We start from the raw sequence: 19,556 nt of genomic DNA on the forward strand, positions 1-19,556 counted from the left end.
GCTGTGTGAGGGCTACACCGCATCGGGCCAGCTACCCGAGCGATCCAGGGGGTCATTTTTGAATGCCGATAGGGGGTCAAGATTGCCTGCCGATTGACACTTTACGGGTGCAGCGGTGAGCCAGCTGCGGCGGTCGGCCTTATGCACGTGAAAAACGACAATGGCCCTGGCCTAAGGAACACCACCACTATCAGTGCCCTGATGCAACTTGGCAGCATCAACACCATTGGACGGACCTTCGAGGCGACGGACAAGTCCTACGTCGAACGCCTCTTCGGCACGTTGCAGGGCCAGGTCTTCCAAATGCTTCCTGGTTACACCGGAAGCGGGCCCGGCGATCTACCCGGATATGACGCCTTGAAAAATGGGGTGATTACCAAAGAGCAGCTTTATGGCATCGTGACGAGATACTTCATCGACGAGTATCCGTCCACCCGGCACCACGGAGCAGATATGCTCGGTCGACGCCCGCGGGAGGTCTATGACTTACTTAACCGAACCCGGGGGCAAATTGGGTTGATCGATCCGAACCAACGGCGCCTGAGCCTCGGCTGGGAGGAAAATGTCACACCGACTGATGAAGGTGTGCGCGTATTCGGAGGGATTTGGTTCAATTCTGACGAGTTCCAGATTTCGCGGGAGGGGCGCGAGGGGAAGATACAGGTTTTTGTAGATCCGGACGACCTGAACTTCGCCACGGCAGTTATTCCTGGCGTCCAAACAAGCGTCGAGCTCGAACTCCAGACAACGGCATTCGCCGACATGACGCTTCCCGGTGTGCTCAATCTGATGGCAGAATTGCGCAGGGAAGATCCGGCCGCGACAGAGTTCCATGATGACCAGATTATGCGGTCTCGCAAGCATCGCTACGCTCTGATCCACGCTCTCGAAATCGAGCACAATCTGCCGCGGAGCTATTCGACCATCGAAGAGTGCCGGGCGAAAGCAAAAGCGGTCTTTGCCGGGTCCCGCGTGGTGTCTGCGCCGGGGCTGCCAGGCACCACGCGGCCTGGGAACATCACGCAGCTCAATATCACCGAGGGGCTTTTCGAACTGGGCGGCGAAAACGCGGCGGAGCAGTCATCCAATCAGGCCCCTATTCCGGAGGAGGCGGTTTCCAACCCCATTGGTTCGGAGCAAGCGGACAGCGGTCCTGCGTCCGTTGTTCCAGGGACGGCGAAGGCCAAGCCCCGCAAGCGCAAGGCGACTTCTGAAAACGATGTGAAATTGGGGCGCCCCAGAAACCTGAAAGGGCTCAACTAATGAACTTTGTAAACCAATCCGTGGCCGAGGTCACCGCACCCCTTAAATCAGCGCACTTTCCGTTCCCAAGGGGTAAGGAACTGTTCGAAGCAATGACCTGGTGCACGACTGACTATTATGCGAAGGCGAAATCCGGCCAACCCTTCGAGGCGCGAGGCATCATGGTCATCGTGGAATCCCGTCAGGGCAAGTCCCGGGAAATTCAGCGGCTTCGAGAGAAGTTCAACGATGGCACCGTTATCATGCCCGACGGGCGTCCGGCCAAGATCCTTCACTGCATACTTTCGGGCAAGGTCACTTGGAAAGATCTGGGCGTAAAGATTCTCGGCCTGCTCGGCTACCCTCTTAAAGGGCGCCGGACCCAAGCCGAGATCTGGGAAAAGGTCATCAAATACGCCGAACTGCAAGGGGTAGTTGGTATCCACTTTGACGAATGCCAGCACGTCTTCGTCGAAAAGGGTGACCAAACCAACCAGCAGATACTCGACAGCTTCAAGATCCTGCTGAAAGAATCCCGCTGGCCGCTGATGCTCATCTTGTCTGGTGTTCCGAGCCTGGCGCAGCACATCGCCCGGGAGGAGCAACTTGCATTCCTCCTCAGGACCGTCCGCTTTGAAAACATCGACATGGGAAAGCAACGCGATGTGGATGAGATGCTACAACTGACTTTCACCTACGCCGAAAAGGCTGGATTGGATTTCGACCCGCTCGCAACGAAGGATTTTTTTGAGCGGCTTGCCTTCTCCTGCTGCAACCGTTGGGGACTTGTCATCGAAATGCTGATCGAGGCCTTGACCCATGGCCAGCAGAATGGAGACGAGGTCTGCACTAAAGACCATTTCGAACATGCCTATGCACAGATTTATTCGGCACCTCCCGGATACTCCCCATTCAGCATGTCGGAGTATCGCGACGGGTTCGATCACGCCCGGATGATGGAACTTGTCAGTCGCACTTAGCAACTCGGCATCGGCAATGTGAATTCAGGCTCGCTTCGGCGGGCCTTTTTCTTTGTCCGGTCTACTGGGCCGGTGCGCATGGTTTTGATGTCAGTGCGCACCCTTTTCCCGGCGCCGGAAAGTGAGTCAGTTTAATGCATTGAAAGCAATAACTTAGAACGCCCCGAATCGCCAATTTCAGGAGGTGCGCACGCTTTCGGTTAGTTGGCAACAGTACTTGCCTTGCATGGACTTGCGGTAGTTTCGTGCAGCCAGATCGAGGATTTGTGCACAATCCGTGGGGCGTCGGAAATGCTGCCGTTTGGCTAACCGGTGTGGCCCGCCGTTTTTCGAGGGGGGCGACCCACTGGTATGAGCACTCAATTTGGAAACTTATGCAAGCTTTAGCGAATGAGTGCTGTCAGCCCGAAGCGGTTGTAGACAAGGGGTGTCGTGCCAAAGATGCTGCCGGTGCGAAATTCCCTGGTCTTTTGCCGGAAAGCTGACCCTCGGAAAGCCAAGCTGCCTCATGTGTTGCCCCGGGTCACATCAGCGGCGGCGGAACGCAGGTAGTGGACATCGCACTACTGGGTTAAATGTCTGATAGTTGCCGTTCACGCGACCGCAACCATCGGCCTCACCGAACCTAAAATTACTAATGGGCGGGGCGAGTCAACGGTCGCTTCAAGCCTCTAATATGGGCCTAGACCCACCATCTGTTCCATTCCAAGCCGCAGGCGCGGCCCCGATGGAATGGGCCATTCATTCCACGGTGACGTGCTATAAAGGCGCATTTCAAGAGTCTTCATCGCCGGTCCCGTCGCCCAGGTCCGGCTGGCTAGCCAGCTTGAGCAAACCATCCACTCTCCTTGCAATCTTCACAAAGCGCATTCCGGCGTCGCTACCCGAAATCTGCGCTTCGAACTCGTGGGCGAAGTTGACGATCTGGTACGCCCGCGCAATGACGGTCTCCCGCTTCTCGGACGACACCGTTCCCGATACTGGATGACCACAATCCGGCCCGTCTGAACCCTTGAAAGATAGTTCCAAAAATTGCTCGACCGCGACGAGTTCGGGCGTCGTGCCCATCGCTTGCTCCACGGCATGGAGCCGCGCGCTCATGGCGATCCCATCGAGTATTCTGTCCTCGACACTCTTAGTAAGGAACATCGAGAAGACAATGCCCAGGGCGGCGGCAGAGGCGCCGAGGGCCGCATCCAGCAACCCGCCATCAACCCCCTTTAGAACCACCCAGGAAAGCAGTAGCAGCAGAACGCCAAGGGTAGCCGTCAGAGCGAAGACGAGGCTCGGAAGCTCGTTTTCGAACACCAGCCTGTCATGCCCGCGGAACTTAGGGTCCGAGGAAGCGATCCCGCCCGCAACGGCCCCCATAACTACGACGACCCGCCCATCGTCCACTTCCCTTAGGATGTCACACAAGTCCAGCGTGAGGTGCAGCCCGGTCTGATCACCCGGGTCGGCACCCTTTGCGCCCTGTTCGCGGAAGTTACAATTATAAACGATCGGCAGCTTTTCTTTAGGAAGCCCATCAAGATCCCGCTGGCCGTTGCGTGAGAAAGTCAGCCAACCTGGCCTAATCGGCGCCTTCCATTCTTCCCACGGTGCGTCCTCCTTCGGCAGGGGGTAGCACCATCGCCATGCTTCCAATGCCAACCGAACGCCGACGGCCGCGGCCCGAGCTGGGAGTACCCTCCGAAGAGTGCGCACGGACGTCGTGAGGCCATCCGCGTTCTGTGCGGGAGACTGCTTCATGCCGGGTCCCTCACCAGTTTCGGGCCCTAGGTACTAAGAGGCCAACACGCCGCACAATCGCGTTGCCGAAGCGGTCGCGGACTCTCCCGATCATAGGCTCGTCAAGAGTACTGATGTAGCGATCAACAGTTCCGATAAATTCTGAAAGCATCTTCAAATTCACCATGAACTCAATACGGACGCCATTGTGCTGACGACTCCGCGGCACGTTGAATAGGCTAAGCGATTTCCGTGAAGTTAGTACTTCCTGGTAGTAATTGGGGGAACCATCGGACTCGGTACGCCTTGAAAACAGCCCCGCAGTACCGGACTGAATGGTGAATGCCACCGATGCATGCCGAAGCACGGATAGCCCGGTCCCGCGGTTTGCACCGCCGTCACGATCACCTCTAGCCGCACTGGAGGAGCCGCCGAAAGGGACCAGTAGACGTAGGGCGGTGCGATCCGGAGATTCCAAAAACATTTCGCGCTGGTCCACATTTGCGTTGTCCAGAACGGGAATTCTTCGCGCCTCAACATCTTCAAATAAATCCGAGATCGTTGCCGCTAGGCCGCAGCCGTCGCCTTCGATGGACACTGAGACGAAGTACTGTGTCCTGATAACGAATAGTGTCGCGGAAAAGTCGTCGGACTCGGGGGCACCGTGGGTGACAGCGTTGCGCATCGCCTCCAACAGGCATCGCGCGAGCAGTCCAGACGCGTCTGGGAAGTCTGCGCCGCAGATCATATTGGCAATCTCTTGCGATATCTCAACGACGTTGCCAAGACGGAAGCTGCGGAAGGCTAGGCAAGCCTGCTTGCCGTTGCTCAGCCGGACGATACTATCCTGGTCCTCCTCTTGCTTGACGAAGTCCGCAATCTGCTTGGAGGTGGGCCCAGCGAGAATGGGGTTCGGCTCCTTAAGGCCTCGCATAGCGAGGTACGTGCTTGATGAGATGACTGCTTTGTCGAAAGCTGGCTCCTTGGCACCTCTTTTATAGAATTCGTATCAATCGTACATGAGCTTTCAAAGTTAGTTCTTCTGGATCATCACGAACACCCTTTCCGGGCCGACATGACCCCAAATGCTTCAAACCTCCATATAAAGCAACAAGATAAAACCGCAGAAAAGCAGCGGTCCTTCATTCACCGAAATCCCAAGCCTGCTTCAACTCGCTCCTTAAACGGAAAGCGGCTCCAAGGTGAAGGTCCGCTTGGCCCGGCAAGGCGCCTCGAGGCGAAGGTCACGTTTGGGCTGGCTGTCGACATCCGGTGCAGCCAGACTGTCAGAGGGTGATCAGCTTCACCGGACCGGCCTTTCGATGCATTTGCGAACTCCAACCGCAATGACAATAACACGGCGAGGACCGAGCTCGGTACTGTTCTGGCGAAGGAACTCTCCCAAGGCGGGCCGTACTCTCCAGGCTACACCAATCCCGCCGCTTCGTTGTACCGCTGGACGCAGCGCTGCACATGGCCTGAGATGAGCGCATCCGGGTCGGTCGGCATGCCGCCAAACTCCAGACCGGTGAAGTATTGCGAGACGATGGTCTCGGAGACCTCGGCACCCTTGAGGTTCGCAATGAGCGTGTCGAGCGCCTCGGCAATCTCCGGATCGGTCCAGTAGTACCGAATGCGATCGCTGTAGCTGAAGATCCGCAAAAGCGCGGTTTCACTCTCGGAGCCGTGGTAGTAGTCGCGCCAGTAGCCGTCGTTCTCGGCCATGCGGCGCTTGACGATGCTCTTGAGGCCGGAGGGTTTTTCGGGCGCAATCTGGGCTTCGATCTCGGCCAAGGCAAAGACGGCCTCGCGGAAGCGGAAGGTCAGTTCGGGCCCGACTTTCAGAAAGAAGAAGTGGTTTTCGACCAGTTGTGCCAAAGCCTCTGTGGGCTGGTAATCGGTCGAATGGGCCTCATAGCTGATGGCCGGTTCCGTCAGGATGGCCTCGGCCAGTGGCTTTGCGGGCGCCGGATCGAAGGTGAAGACCGAGGTGTGGCCGAAATCAACGCCCGGTTGGGTGACGACCGAGACGATGCGCGACCAGGCGGCGTCGAGGCCGCGCTTGGCAAAGGCCTCGCGGTGGGTCTCGATCGTGTCCTTGAAGCGGGGCACGGAGGTCACGTCAAGCGCATCGGGCTCTTTGGTTTCGCCGCCGGGGATCGGGACCTCGGTGCCGATGATGTAGACCAGCTTGTCCGGGTCCGGCGCGTGTTCTTCGGCAACGGTGCAGAGATCGGCGGCGCGTTCGGCGATCTGGGCAAAGCTGAGCGGCGGTTCACCGCCAAGCTGCATCGAGGCGTCGAGGTGGATCTTGCGAAAGCCTGCCGACACGTAGAGCCGCACCAGTTCCCGGGCCTTCTCCATTGCGGTATCCGCCGCTTCCTTGCGCCATGGGTTGGGGCCGAGGTGGTCGCCGCCCATGATGATCTGGTCCATCGGCACGCCGGCCTCGGCCGCCATCTCGCCAATCCAGGAAAAATAGTCCGCGGGGGTCATGCCGGTGTAGCCGCCATCCTGGTTCACCTGGTTGCAGGTCGCCTCGATCACAGTGGGCAGGCCGGTCCTGGCCGCGTCCTGAAGGATCGCACGAATGACATGCTCGTTGGCGGTGCAGAAGCAGGGCAGGCCCTTGGCCTCTCCGTTGCGATTGGCTTCGATCATCGATTTGATATCGATCATGACGATACTCCTGCGTTCGGGGCGTCCTGTCCTGAGAGAAACGCCTTGATGTCTTCGGGTGTGGAATTGCCCTCCATCGGGCCGCGCCGCGTCACCGCGAGGGCGCCGGCGGCATTGGCCATCCGGCCTGCCTCTTCCAGCGAGGCGCCGAGGGTGACGAGCGAGACGAAGGTGCCGCAAAAGCAATCGCCGGCGCCGGTGGGGTCGATCTCGTCGACCCTGTGGCCGGTAAAATCGTGACGTTCGCCGTTGCCGATGACGGTGGAGCCGCCTGCGCCGCGCTTGACGACGACGATCTCGGCACTGCTTTGCAGCATTTTCTCCACAGCGGCCTCTTCATCCAGATCGGGATAGAGGAAACCGAGGTCGCTGGTGCTTGGCATCAGAATGTGGCTCTGCGCCACGACCTCTTGCAGGGCATCCTTGGCCGCGGTGTCGCGCATCAACTCCGGCCGCGCGTTGGGATCGCAGCAGATCTTGCCGCCGGTCTCCAGCACATGGCGCACGGCTTTCATGATCTCGGCGCGCAACGGGGCGCTGCCAAGGGATGCCGCGGAGACATGCAGCATCACCGACCCGCCCTTCAGGCTGGCAGGGTCAAAGGTGAAGGTGTCCGCCGCCGTGTTGGCGAGGTGGAAGATGAAGTCGCGGCTGCCGTCCTCATAGTAAGAGACGAAGGCCGTGCCCGTGCTCTTGCCGTCAACCACCGACACACCGTCGGTGTCGATGCCGTCATCGCGCAGGCGTGTCAGCACCGCGCGGCCGAACCCGTCGTCGCCGACGCCACCGAACATCTGGGTTTTCGCCCCCATCCGCGCGGCCTGATCGAGGAAGATCGCGGGGGCGCCACTGGGGAACGGGCCCGAGTAGGGACCGATCCGCTCAAGCGCACAGCCCTTGGTGTGAGAGACGAACTCGACGAGAATTTCGCCGACGGTTGCAATGGAGCTTATCTGTTGCACGACGCCACCTTTCGTTTGCCTGCTTGATGCGCCTGTGTTTTACATATGTCAAGATACTTTGGTGGAGAGGACATAGTTGACGCGGTCAGGCGCACCGCTAGGGGTGGTGCCGACATCAAGAGAGGCCACATGAAGAAACCCAGGATCAACACGATGAAGGAGCTGTCGACGGCGATCGGCGTCTCACGTCCGACGCTGTCGCGGTTCTTTCAGGATCCGGAGAGCGTCAGCGCAGTGTCGCGCAAGAAGATCCAGCAGGCGCTCGAGACGGTCGATTATGTCCCGAACTTCTTCTTCACCCGGCTGAACCGCAAATCCACCGGCGTCATCGGGGTGATCCTGCCGCATTTCAACGACCCGTTCTTTACCAGCCTGCTGGACGTGATCGAGCTTGAGGCGATCAAGGCCGGCTTTACCATCATCACGCAAGGCTCGCACGGCGACCCGGAACTCGAAGCGCGTGCCGCCGAAAAGGTCCTGTCGATGAGCCCCGATGGCGTGCTCGTAGCGCCGCTGGGGGGCCGCGAAGGTGGCGACGCCTTCGAACGCCTTGCCCGCAAGGTACCCCTGGTCTTTGTCGACTCGCGGCCCGCCGACACCACGACCGGGATCGACTTCGTCGGCACGGATAACGCGCAAAGCATTGGTGTTATTGTAAATTACCTCTGTCGGACCGGTGCGCCGCCGGCCCTGCTCGGGATGCCGAAACTGAACTCCAACAGCTATGAGCGCGAGACCGCATATATAGAGAGGATGGAGGCCCTGGGTCACGAACCCCTGCTCATCGATCCCAGCGGCGTCGCGCCTGACTGGCGATTCGAAGAGTATGGCTTCAATATCATGGAGGCGCATTTCAGCCGTGGCAGGTTCGATGACAGCACGATCCTCTGTGCCAACGATCGTCTGGCCTTCGGCGCGCTGCGGGCCGCAAACAACCATGGCCTTTTCCCGGGCGGCGGGAAATCCAGCGCCGCGATTCGCATCGCGGGCCATGACGACAACCCGGTCAGCCGCTTCATGACACCGTCGCTGACGACCATGGCGCAGGATGTCGAGTCCCTCGGGCGGGCCGCGATCCACAAGCTCTCGACGCTGATCGATCCGAAGCCCGACGCCGAGGAAACGCCGGGAATCCAATTGTTTGACGCCGCGTTAAGGCTGCGCGACTCCGCCTGAACACAGGCAAATGCCGCGTCGAACATGGCCGCCTCCACGGGAGGCGCCGGACATTTTTCTTGACTTTGAAGCCGCCTCCACCGACAACATGTTTACACATGTAAAGGGAGGACAACATGTCTGTGAAACACATGCTGCTTGGCACGGCTGCCGGCCTTGGGATGGTCACCGCCGCGACTGCAGAAGAGATCACCATCGCCACCGTGAACAACGGCGACATGATCATCATGCAAGAGCTGTCGTCGAAGTGGGAGGAAGACACCGGCAACACGATCGCCTGGGTGACCCTGGAGGAGAACGTGCTGCGCTCGCGTGTCACGACCGATATCGCCAGCGGCGGCGGTCAGTTCGACATCATGACCATCGGCTCTTACGAAGCGCCGATCTGGGGCGCCAACGACTGGCTGGTGCCGGTCGGCGACATCGAAGGCTATGACTACGACGACCTGATCCCCGCGGTGAAGGCCGGCCTGTCGCACGACGGCACCCTCTATGCGCTGCCGTTCTATGCGGAAAGCTCGTTCACCATGTACCGCACCGACCTGTTCGAAGAGGCCGGTCTGGAAATGCCCGAGCAGCCGACCTACGAACAGATCATGGACTTCGCCGAAAAGCTGACCGATCGTGAAAACGACGTCAACGGCATCTGCCTGCGCGGCAAGGCCGGCTGGGGCGAGAACATGGCCTTCATCGGCACGCTGATCAACACCCATGGCGGCCGCTGGTTCGACGAGAACTGGGTGCCCCAGGCGGATCAGCCGGCGTGGGAGAACGCGCTGAACTACTATCTCGAGCTGATGAACAACTACGGCCCCCCGGGCGCGTCGAGCAACGGCTACAACGAGAACCAGGCACTGTTCCAGCAGGGCAAATGCGCCATGTGGATCGACGCGACCTCGGCCGCGGGCCGGGTGTTTGACCCCAGCCAGTCGGAATATGCCGACAAGGTGGGCTTCGCCGCCGCACCGGTCGCAGAAACCGAAAAAGGCAATGCGTGGTTCTGGGCCTGGTCGCTGGCCATCCCGGCAAGCTCGCAGAAACAGGACGCCGCCAAGGACTTCCTGGCCTGGGCCACCAGCGAGGAATATGTGAACATGGTCGGCGAAGCCAAGGGCTGGGTCGCGGTGCCTCCGGGCACGCGTCAGTCGACCTATGCGAACCCGAACTACACCGAAGCGGCGCCCTTCGCCGAAACGGTGCTCGAGTCGATCCTCGCGGCCGATCCGTCTGACGCCACCGCCGATCCGGTGCCCTACACCGGCATCCAGTACGTGGCGATCCCGGAATTCGCGGGTCTCGGCAGCCAGGTGGGGCAGAACTTCTCCGAAGCGCTTGCCGGCACCAAATCCGCGGAAGAAGCTCTGAGCCAGTCGCAAGATCTGCTGGTCGAAGAGATGGAAGCCGCCGGTTACAACTAAGTACCCTCCCAGGCGGTGGGGCCGGCCCCGCATGACGTCGGCCCCATTCCATATCACTTCCGAAACCACCACGGCCGCCGGGAACCCCCGGCGGCCGGACCCTCAACCAAGGAAATCCAGGCCATGAAAGCTGTAGTCTATGACGCTCTTGGGTCTGTCGGCCTCTCCGACATCGACGTTCCGAAACCTGCTGCCGATGAGGTGCTGATCCGGGTCGAGGCCAGCGGCGTCTGCCACACGGATATCGAGATCCTTCACGGCGGCTATGGCAATGCGGATTTCCCGCTGGTGCCCGGCCATGAATACGCCGGCACAGTCGAAGAAGTCGGTGCAGACGTCAAAGGCTTCAAGGCCGGAGACCGCGTCGTCGTGGACCCGAACCTCAGCTGCGGCACCTGTCGCGCTTGCCGCCGGGGCCTGACCAACCTGTGCGAAACGCTGGGCGCTTACGGCGTGTCGACCAACGGCGGCTTCGCCGAATACAGCACGGTCAAGGCCGAAAATCTGGTGTCCATTGGCGACATGCCCTTCGATATGGCGGCTCTGGCCGAGCCGATGGGCTGCGTTCTGAACGGTGGACCGTAGCGCCGATCGGTTTGGTTAAATGAACCTATTCTTGTGCCATCGCCGAACGCAGCCGAGGGGGTGGCGGAAGGTCGACGGCGGGCGTGATCCTTCAGGGATCGCCGGTCTCGGAATGAAAAAATAGTGTCTACAGTGCCTTGCGCGTTTTCAGTGCGGCTCGATCGGGGCTTCGTGCAAGTCCGCAGGCTCGCGGTCAAGCTGGTGACGACACCCCAAAATCATACGATATTGCAGTCGCCATGCTTGGTGCGGACCCGAAACGGATGGCCTGCGCGAGAACTTATCCAAAGAGAACCACGGGCGAATGGCCCTGCCGCGCCGGGCGAGCTCGCCGTCTGCGGGGTCAGACCTGTCGACGCCCCCTCTGTTGCGCCGGCGTGCGTATCGGATACCCTTGCCGCGTTGACGCGAAAGAAGACGGAAGGACACGGGATGAGCAGCTTTGACGAAGACCTGTTTCTCAAGGGGCTCTCGCAGCGAAAGGCGACGCTGGGAGAGGCCTATGTGGCCAAGAACCTCGATGCCGCCGATGATTTCAACCGGCCGTTCCAAGAGGCGATGACCGCTTGGTGCTGGGGCTTCGGATGGGGCGACGAGGTGATCGATGCCAAGACGCGCTCGATGATGAACCTGTCGATGATCGGCGCATTGGGCAAGATGACCGAATGGGAAATCCATTGCCGCGGCGCGATCAACAATGGCGTCAGCAAGGAAGAAATCCGCGCCATCATTCATGTGGTCGGCATCTATTGCGGCGTGCCGCAGGCGCAGGAGTGCTTTCGCGTCGCGCGGCGGGTGCTCGAGGAAAACGACCTGTTGTGACCAGGCGCAGGCGTTGAGTGTCGCCCGCACGAGCCGCATTTGCTCGAAAAGTCGGCGCCTGGCGCGGATCATTGTGATGTAGATCACCGATCCAGGCTGAAATCCGGCCCGGGGCATGGCAAGATCTTTCTGTGCCGGCCGTGCCTGTGATATCCGGGACGGCAATATGACGCCGCCTCGTATCGCAAAAGGCTGCGCAGTGTAGAGCCTGGTGGTCACCCGCACGTACCGCTTCCGGGCCTCCGGCAAAGTGACGCCGGAGGCTCAGGCTGCGGTGTCGAGCCAGATGGTGACCGGGCCGTCATTGGTGAGGCTCACCTGCATGTCGGCACCGAACCTCCCGCACGCCGTGCAAATCCCCTCGGCCCGCAGCGCCGCGACAAAGGCCGCGTAGAGCGCCTCGCCGATCTCTGGCGCGGCGGCAGCGGAAAAGCCGGGGCGGTTGCCGCGGCGGGTGTCGGCGGCGAGGGTGAACTGGCTGACGACCAACGCGCTGCCGGCCACATCGGTGACCGAGCAGTTCATCTTGCCGGCCGCATCGGGAAAGATCCGCAGCCGGGCCACCTTGGCGGCGAGTTTGCGGGCCTCCTCTTCGCGGTCGCCCTGCATGGCGCAGACCAGGATCATCAGGCCACGACCGCAGTCGCCGATTGTCTCGCCATTGACCGCGACGCTGGCCTCGGTGACCCGTTGCAGCAGCGCCCTCACGCCAGTTCGTGTGCCCAGGGCGGGTTGGCACCGGCACGGCTGACGGTGACGGCGGCGGCGCGCATGCCAAGCGAGATCGCCGGTTTCAGGTCCTCGAGAGAGGCCGCCTTGAAGGCCGCTTTGGTGGCCAGCCCCTGCTGATGCAGACCCGCCAGCATGCCGGCGTTGAAGGTGTCGCCGGCGCCGACGGTATCGACCACCTCGACCTTGGTGGTGGGCAGGTCAAGGCTGCCGTCCGCGGTCTGCGCCAGAACGCCTTCGCCGCCGCGGGTCATCAGCACGAGGCCCACGCCCTTGTCGGTCAGCGCCTTGGGATCGGTGCCGCCGGTCAGCCACTCAAGGTCCTCGTCGGAGACCTTGACCACGTCGGCCACTGCCAGCATCCGGTCGAGCCGGGCGCGATAGCGGGCCTCGTTGCGGATGAAGCCGGGGCGGATGTTGGGATCGATCATGATCAGGCGGGTCTTGGCCTCGCGGGTGGCCAGCGCCGCATAGGTGTCGCCGCAGGGTTCCACCGGCAGACTGATGCCGCCGAAAAACAGCGCCGTCACCGTCTCGGGCACCTCGGGCAGATCGGCCTCGGAGAGCATCCGCCCGGCGGTGTTCTCGTCATAGAAGGCATAGGTGGCATGGCCGTCCTTCAGCGTCACGAAGGCCAGGGTGGTCGGCCGGTCGCTGCGTGGCGCCAGCGTGGTGTCGACCTTGGAGGCGATCAGGTCGGCCTCGAGCAGCTGGCCGAACATGTCAGAGCTGAGCCCGCCGAAATAGCCGGCCGGCGCGTCGAGGCGGCCCAGCGCGATCGCCGTGTTGTAGACTGCGCCGCCGGTATGCGGGGCAAAGGCCGGCTCATCCAGCGTGGATGTGCGCGGCAGCATGTCGATCAGCGATTCTCCGCAGCAGAGGATCATGGGCTCTTCCTGTATCTAGGGATAGATGTTGGCGCTAACTGTGGCGTAATCGGGCGGTTTGCGCAAGTATAGCGCAGGTTTCGCCCCAAGGCAGGTGCGGATTTTTGCGGCCGGATATGCCATACTGCCCCGCACCGGAAGGGCCGCACGTCGCGTCGGGTCAGGGAGCGTATTGACACCCTCGTGACATCCGCCCGGCCAGGGGAGCTTGCATTGGCCGGGTGGGGACGGACTTCCGGTACTGGCTGGCGTGCCAAGGGGAGGCGCGTCAGCCTATTGCTGCGTGGTGGCCCAGAGATAGCCCAGCCCTCCTGCCACGATCAGCCCGAGGATCACCGCGATGGCGATCTTGATCGCCGACCAGGGCCGTTCGCCCTGCACCCGCCCGGTGCGGCCGTTGACCACGAAACGGTAGCTCTTGCCGCGATACTTGTAGGCCGCCAGCCAGACCGGCAGCAGGATGTGCTTGAAGGTGACATCATCGACCGTGGTGTCGATGGCGGTGATCCTCTGGCGGTCGCCGCCGATGTCGAACTTGACGTCGCGCTGGATCATCCGGTCCATCTGCGCGCGCGCCTCGGCAAAGCCCTCGGTCAGCTCGACCGAATACCCCTCGGCGCGGAACCCTGCGAGAAACTCCGGGCGATAGGGTTCGAGCGCGGCAAGGTCCCAGGGCTCGAGACCGTCGGTGTAGCGTTTCGGCAGCGACCGCGAGGCCAGCACCAGCACATCGTCGAAGAACCGCGCCACCCGGCCAGAGACCGAGCGCCAGCGCACCTTCTGCACCCGCTGGGTGACCCGCTTGCCGTTGCGGGTGACGGTGCGGCTCTCATAATAGACCGTGCCGCGCTGGCCGCTGTAGCGTGACTTGGTGTCGGCGTCGAAGGTCCAGTACGGCACATAGATGCCGTCCATCTTGCGGCCCTTGCGGGCATAGTCCTGCAGCCCGTTGGGCGCGAACCAGAGCTTGCTCTGCCAGTCGGTCATCGCCTTGTGAGCCTGGCGTTCCTCGAGCGCGAAGGGCAGCAGGCCGCGCGGCTTGATATGGCGGTGTGTGCCGGTGTCGATCACCACCGGCGTGGCGCAGAACGGGCACTCGCGGGAATGCACCTCGGCGTCGAACTCGACCTGTGCGCCGCAGTTGGGGCATTTCGAGACCCGGGTCTCCTCGATCTCTTCCTGCGGCAGGCGCTGCGCCAGGGCCGCCTCGAAATCCAGCTCGCGCAGGGCGCTGCCGCCCCAGGGGCTGGTGGCGATCTCGGCGGTATTGCCGCAGTGGTCGCATTTCAGCTCGCCGGAGGCCGGATCGAACCGCATGTCGGCGCCGCATTCATCGCAGGGAAAGCGGTGCTCGGCCTCTGGGGCAGGCGGCGGGGACAGCGTGTCGGTCATGCGGGGCTCGGTCACAGGGGGCAAGGGGTCAGGCGGAACCTGCCACAGGTGGGGCCGGGGCTGCAATGTCCTTGCACCCCGGCCGGCGCCGTGCGGCCCTGATCAGCCCTGAGCGCTACATCGCGAGCTTGTGGCTGCAGGTCACGTCAAGAACCTCGAGCTGGGTCTCGACGAAGGCAAATCCCAGCACATCCTCGAGCAGGGTCTGCACCAGCCCGCCCTCGGTCGTCCGCGGGGTGACGACATTGGCCTGTGTCAGCGACAGGGCAGACGTCACGGTGCCCAACACGCCAAACAGTCCGGCACCTTGACCGGAGGTCTGACCGGCGCCGTGCCCCAGCCCGGTCGAGCCCACCGTACAGCCCAGACCCCGGCAGGCCTGCGGCGCGCGCTGATCTTCGATATCCTGGCCAAAGGCGCCGACAAGGTCCGACAGCGCGTCGGTGACCCGAGACAGCCCGTGGATGTCAATCTGGTAGTCGTCGGCGCGGATCTCCTTGACCACGCCGCGCGCCACCTCGTCATGGGTGAACTCCAGTGCGGTGGTGCTGCTGTCCATCAGCTTGAGCGATTTCACCGGCGCCAGCCGCTGGTCCAGCGGCAGGCCCAGAAGCTCGAGCGAAAGATCGACGTTCAGCAGCTCGGCGGTGACAGGGTCGAAGACAGCGGCGGTGTCAGTCGCCTCGCGAGAGCAGTGCCGGCCGTCGCCCGCGAGCGTGGCGGTGCTGTGGGCGACGTTGATCCCGAGGCTCAGGCGCAGCAGCGGCGACAGTTTCAGGTCGTTCACCGCCACGCGGATCTGGGCGCTTTCGGCCTGCGCCATATCACTGCCGGGACGGGCGCCGAGCACGATCACCCGCGGCTCGGAGACCGTGACCTCGATGCCTGCGCCGGCGAAGGTGCCCAGCGACAGCTCGGTCTCAAGCTCGACGATCCGCGCGCCGAGCACCTCGAGCGAGCCGAAGACGAGGTCAGCGAGGTTCAGCTCGAGCGGTGGCAGCAAGGTGTTGGTGACCTGAAGTTCGCGGATGCCCTCGCCGACGCTCAGCAAGGAGCCAAGCTGCAGCGGCTCGAAGGCAAAGACCGGGGTGGCCAGTCGGGTCGGCAGCCCCGCCTGCGCGTAGGCCGCCTCAAGGATGTCGAACAGCGGCAGTTCGGCGTCCAGAACGTCGCCGAAGGTGGTGTCGGGCGACAGCAGCGCGCCGCGCAGCGCAAGCTGCCGGAACAGCGAGATCGCGTCGATCCGGAGACCGTGGCCGGAACACAAGAGGTCGGCCTCGGTGCCCACCAACTGCTCCAGCATCCCGTTCAGAAGGTGCAGCGACAGCAGGCAGTTCGAGAGAGCAAAACTGACCCGCGGATCGACCACCGCCACCGCCGAGCGGGTGACCAGAGGCGCATCCTCGCGCAGGAAAAAGCGGCCGAGGATGGGGAAGCGGGCCGGAGAGGCGCCCACCACCCTGACCGCGGTCACCCCGCCAAGATGCGACTGGTCGGCGTTGGCGACAAACGTTCCATTCTCCAGCCGGCCGAACTGGATGTGTCCGGGGGCGGGGGGGTGCATCTCGTAGGCGTCGGTGCGCAGCAGGGTGTCTGCGGCGGCGGTGCGCGCGCCAGAGGCGCTGGAGAGGTTGCGCACCGCCGAGAGCGCCGCGAGATCGGCCTGTCCCTGCACCAGCTTGCGCTGGGCATTCAGGTCGGAGATGTCGATGGCGATGCCGGCGACCATGATCATCGCTGGCAGCAGAATGGCGATCACCACGCTGAGGGAGCCGTTCTGGCGGCGGGTGAAGTTTCGGAGGTCGGGGCGGGGGAGCGGGAAGCGAGGAGGCATGTCGGGGTCTCAGAGCACGATCTGCGCCGAACGCTCGATCCGGTCCATGTCGAGGCCGAACAGCCCCGCGGCGCGTTCGAGAAAGCTCTGGTCGACAGAGTAGGAGACGGTGACGCTGCCGATGGTGCCGGTCTCGTCAAGCGAACAGGCCAGCGAATGCACCCCCGAAAGATCGACAAAGGTGAACTGCGCGACCACGGTTTCGAGCGTCTGGGCCTGCAGTGCGGCGCAGACCGCCTCCTGCCCGAGACCTGAATCGATATACCTCAGGGCCTGTCTGGTCAGGTCATGCGCGGCCTGCTGAACCTCGCTGGTGGTGGCGATATGGATGGACAGTGAAACAAACATAATGATTACCAACATGATCGCCGTGAGAATGATCGAGAACTCGACTGTCACGCTGCCATTGTTGTTTCTGGCAAAGCGGCCGAGATGAAATTTCACACAGGTGTTGGACATGGTCTTCCTTTCCGTCATTGGCGAGTAATGCGCTCGCCTTAAGGATGTTTTGCCTTGGCAAATGCGGCGGAAATCAGGCGGACTGTGGCGGCTTTGCGGGATGAGGATGGCGGAATTCGGTCGACACGCAGAGGTGTTAAGAATTCGTTAATAGATTTCAGTCAGTTGCGGTTAACGTTCAGTCAATTTACATGTTAAAATTAATTGTTGAGGTGGAGCACAACCAAAGCGGTTGTGGGTGCTTGACTTCCCGATCCTATTGGCGGGTTTGCGACCAAAGTATTAGAGCTGAGGCATGTTTCCCAATTCCGGTCGCAATACTGACGATTGCACGCCAGACGCGATTCGCAGTCGCAGCATTTCTCCATGACACGGCAAGCCGCGCGACGCCGCCCAATGGCGACGCTGGATCAGGTCGCCACTTGCCGCCGAGGGCGGCCAGACAGGGGATTGATATGCTTTTGCGACAGCGGGCCAGAGACGCCGAGCCTTGCGCCCGGCGTCCTGGCCTCGGCCGTCAGTGCCCGGGCGGGGGCGGCGGCAGAATGGTGAAAAGCTGCGCCAGTTCCTGCACGTCCTCGGCGCGTTTCCAGCCGTCCTGGCCGGCGGTCCAGACATAGGTCTCGCGGGTGAGCTCGCCGTCCTGCGCCATGCGGCCCAGTCGCGCCTTGGAGAACGGGCCGCGGGTCTCGCCGGCCTCGGCGATGTGCCAGACATGTTCGACCGGCGGCGGCGGCGGGGCGGCGTGCGATTGCGGCTGCTGACCCCAGGGGCCGGGATTGCCCGACGTCTGGCCCGTCGTCTGGCCTGACGTCTGACCCGACATCTGGTGCGCCATCTGGTTCGCCATCGCCATGCCCATCCCCATGCCGAGCCCGGCGCCCATGCCGCCGCCGCCGTTGGGATTGCTGGCGGCGCGGGTCATCGCCTCGGCGGCGGAATACTGGGTGAACTTGCCGAGATCTCCGGCCAGCCCCATCGAGGTGCGCTTGTCGAGTGCTTCTTCGACCGCCGGCGGCAGCGAGATGTTCTCGATATAGAACTCGGGGATCTCGAGCCCGTAGCCGGCGACGATCTGGCTGATCTCGGCGGCGATCATCCGGCCGAGGTCGGCGGTGTTGGCCGCCATGTCGAGCACCGGGATGCCCGAGCCGGCAATGACGCGGGAGAACTCCTGAACGATGATGTTGCGGATCTGGTAGGAAATCTCGTCCATGGTGAACTCGCCATCGGTGCCGACGATCTCGGTCATGAAGAGGGCGGGCTCCTTGACGCGCACGCTATAGGTGCCGAAGGCGCGGATGCGGGTCGGGCCGAATTCCGGATCGCGCAGCATGATCGGGTTCTTGGTGCCCCATTTCAGATCGGTGAAACGGGTGGTGTTGACGAAGTAGATCTCGGACTTGAACGGGCTCTTGAAGCCGTGGTCCCAGTGCTGCAGCGTCGTCATGATCGGCATGTTGTTGGTCTCGAGCATGTAGAGACCGGGGGTGAAGACATCCGCCAACTGGCCCTCGTGGACAAAGACCGCCGCCTGGCCTTCGCGCACCGTCAGCTTGGCGCCATACTTGATCTCGTGGCCATGCCGCTCGAAGCGCCAGACCATGGTATCGCGGCTGTCATCGGTCCAGTGGATGACGTCGATGAACTGGCCACTGAGAAAATCGAAAATTCCCATCGGGGGGCTCCCTTGGTTCAGCTGGGTCCGCCCAGCATTTCGTCGGCGATGGTCTCGACGATCGGCTTCGCCTCGTCCCAGGACATGCCGGCGCGCAGGCGGCGGTCATAGAGCATCTTGAGCAGAAGCTCGTCATGGCTGGTGAGCAGGGCAAATTCGTCGTCGTCGTTGAAGATCGAGGGCCGGGCGCGGGGGCTGTCATTGGCCAGGCCAAGGCCCTGCGCCAGTTCCTCGTGCACGCAGCTCTTGCGCAGCAGCGAGGGGTGCTCGGTGCGGATCAGGGCGATCGACTTGGCGTATTCATGACCGCCCGGCTCCGAGGAAAAGGCGATCACCAGACAATGGATCGAGCGCGGCAGGCCACGGAAGATGTCGAGCGCATTGGCGTTGATATTGGGCACGATCTGCTTGATCCGGGCGGGCAACTCGGCGCCGTCATCCTCGGACATGTAGAGCACGTAGTAGTTGGGGTCCTTGTCGGTCATGCTGATCGGATGGCCGGTCACCCGCGACAGCCGCGCGGCATAGCGCGCCACTTCGGCGCGATCGATCGCCTGCTGCGCCTCTGGCACGGTGCTGCCGAATTCCACCGACATGCGGATCGGCTGGCCCCAGCGCTTGAGCCGGCTGGCACCGCCGCGGCCCGACTGCAGCCCGGCGCCGCGGACGTATTCGTCGAAGAACGCGATCCGCTCGAAGTTGTTGACCAGCATGCGGCGGCTGAACTCGGTGTCCGGCCCGCCGCCGTCGGTGCGCAGCAGCCCCTGCGCCACCAGCTCGGCCTCGACCCGGGTGTAGTACGCCGCGAGCTTGCGGCTGTCTTCCGAAGGCGCAGCGGGGCGCACGGCCTCGGGCGGCTTGGGCGAGACCGGTGTGGCCGGGCGGTCGGGGGGCACGGGCACCGGATCGACCGGCATGGTGCAGGCCGCCAGCGCCAGGGCGCCAGAGGTCAGTGCAAGGAGGAACGCGCGCCCGCCCATCA

17 protein-coding genes are annotated in these 19,556 nt (G+C 62.5%); 6 read left to right on the forward strand and 11 right to left on the reverse strand.

The window, feature by feature from the left end; translation table 11 throughout:
- Positions 1-201 precede the first annotated feature (201 nt).
- On the forward strand, positions 202-1,263 hold the full coding sequence (locus VOI27_RS18640) for a hypothetical protein (protein ID WP_323767324.1): 1,062 nt from the start codon (positions 202-204) through the stop codon (positions 1,261-1,263).
- On the forward strand, positions 1,263-2,222 hold the full coding sequence (locus tag VOI27_RS18645; RefSeq protein ID WP_323767326.1) for an AAA family ATPase: 960 nt from the start codon (positions 1,263-1,265) through the stop codon (positions 2,220-2,222). The genes VOI27_RS18640 and VOI27_RS18645 overlap by 1 nt, the downstream gene beginning before the upstream one ends.
- Before the next feature lie 774 nt (positions 2,223-2,996).
- On the opposite strand, the gene VOI27_RS18650 is transcribed toward VOI27_RS18645, so the two are convergent.
- From VOI27_RS18650 to VOI27_RS18665, 4 genes are all read right to left on the reverse strand, one after another.
- Entirely contained in the window at positions 2,997-3,974 is a 978-nt protein-coding gene (locus tag VOI27_RS18650; protein ID WP_323767328.1) for a hypothetical protein, read from the reverse strand.
- A gap of 10 nt (positions 3,975-3,984) precedes the next feature.
- A complete protein-coding gene (locus VOI27_RS18655) occupies positions 3,985-4,887 on the reverse strand; it encodes a hypothetical protein (protein WP_323767330.1) in 903 nt (300 codons plus the stop codon).
- Between the two features lie 491 nt (positions 4,888-5,378).
- On the reverse strand, positions 5,379-6,632 hold the full coding sequence (locus VOI27_RS18660; protein WP_323767332.1) for a class II D-tagatose-bisphosphate aldolase, non-catalytic subunit: 1,254 nt from the start codon (positions 6,630-6,632) through the stop codon (positions 5,379-5,381).
- The gene (locus VOI27_RS18665) at positions 6,629-7,594 is read right to left on the reverse strand and encodes a sugar kinase (RefSeq protein WP_323767334.1); all 966 of its coding nucleotides are present in this window, start codon (positions 7,592-7,594) and stop codon (positions 6,629-6,631) included. Before VOI27_RS18665 ends, VOI27_RS18660 begins: the two co-directional genes overlap by 4 nt.
- A gap of 153 nt (positions 7,595-7,747) precedes the next feature.
- Here VOI27_RS18665 and VOI27_RS18670 point away from each other — a divergent pair, with 153 nt between their 5' ends.
- From VOI27_RS18670 to VOI27_RS18685, 4 genes are all read left to right on the forward strand, one after another.
- On the forward strand, positions 7,748-8,770 hold the full coding sequence (locus VOI27_RS18670) for a LacI family DNA-binding transcriptional regulator (RefSeq protein ID WP_323767336.1): 1,023 nt from the start codon (positions 7,748-7,750) through the stop codon (positions 8,768-8,770).
- Positions 8,771-8,886: 116 nt separating this feature from the next.
- The gene (locus VOI27_RS18675; protein ID WP_323767338.1) at positions 8,887-10,188 is read left to right on the forward strand and encodes a sugar ABC transporter substrate-binding protein; all 1,302 of its coding nucleotides are present in this window, start codon (positions 8,887-8,889) and stop codon (positions 10,186-10,188) included.
- A 123-nt stretch (positions 10,189-10,311) separates the two neighbouring features.
- Positions 10,312-10,773 (forward strand): alcohol dehydrogenase catalytic domain-containing protein, encoded by a 462-nt coding sequence (locus tag VOI27_RS18680; RefSeq protein WP_323767340.1) that lies wholly within the window; start codon positions 10,312-10,314, stop codon positions 10,771-10,773.
- 432 nt (positions 10,774-11,205) lie between these two features.
- Positions 11,206-11,595 (forward strand): carboxymuconolactone decarboxylase family protein, encoded by a 390-nt coding sequence (locus VOI27_RS18685; protein ID WP_323767342.1) that lies wholly within the window; start codon positions 11,206-11,208, stop codon positions 11,593-11,595.
- A 264-nt stretch (positions 11,596-11,859) separates the two neighbouring features.
- Here the strand turns inward: VOI27_RS18685 and dtd are convergent, their stop codons facing one another.
- From dtd to VOI27_RS18720, 7 genes are all read right to left on the reverse strand, one after another.
- On the reverse strand, positions 11,860-12,303 hold the full coding sequence (gene dtd, locus VOI27_RS18690; RefSeq protein WP_323767344.1) for a D-aminoacyl-tRNA deacylase: 444 nt from the start codon (positions 12,301-12,303) through the stop codon (positions 11,860-11,862).
- Complete coding sequence (locus VOI27_RS18695; protein WP_323767345.1) at positions 12,300-13,211, reverse strand: carbohydrate kinase; 912 nt, start codon at positions 13,209-13,211, stop codon at positions 12,300-12,302. The genes dtd and VOI27_RS18695 overlap by 4 nt, the downstream gene beginning before the upstream one ends.
- Before the next feature lie 273 nt (positions 13,212-13,484).
- Entirely contained in the window at positions 13,485-14,603 is a 1,119-nt protein-coding gene (locus tag VOI27_RS18700) for a primosomal protein N' (replication factor Y) - superfamily II helicase (RefSeq protein ID WP_323767347.1), read from the reverse strand.
- 115 nt (positions 14,604-14,718) lie between these two features.
- Entirely contained in the window at positions 14,719-16,437 is a 1,719-nt protein-coding gene (locus VOI27_RS18705; RefSeq protein WP_323767349.1) for a hypothetical protein, read from the reverse strand.
- Between the two features lie 9 nt (positions 16,438-16,446).
- Positions 16,447-16,896: a TadE/TadG family type IV pilus assembly protein gene (locus VOI27_RS18710; RefSeq protein WP_323767351.1), complete on the reverse strand. Its 450-nt coding sequence runs from the start codon at positions 16,894-16,896 to the stop codon at positions 16,447-16,449.
- A 517-nt stretch (positions 16,897-17,413) separates the two neighbouring features.
- Complete coding sequence (locus tag VOI27_RS18715; protein ID WP_323767353.1) at positions 17,414-18,574, reverse strand: SPFH domain-containing protein; 1,161 nt, start codon at positions 18,572-18,574, stop codon at positions 17,414-17,416.
- Between the two features lie 17 nt (positions 18,575-18,591).
- Complete coding sequence (locus VOI27_RS18720) at positions 18,592-19,554, reverse strand: DUF2927 domain-containing protein (protein ID WP_323767355.1); 963 nt, start codon at positions 19,552-19,554, stop codon at positions 18,592-18,594.
- Between the last annotated feature and the right edge of the window lie 2 nt (positions 19,555-19,556).

It is taken from the genome of Marinovum sp., assembly GCF_034669705.1.
Classification (GTDB): Bacteria; Pseudomonadota; Alphaproteobacteria; order Rhodobacterales; family Rhodobacteraceae; genus Marinovum.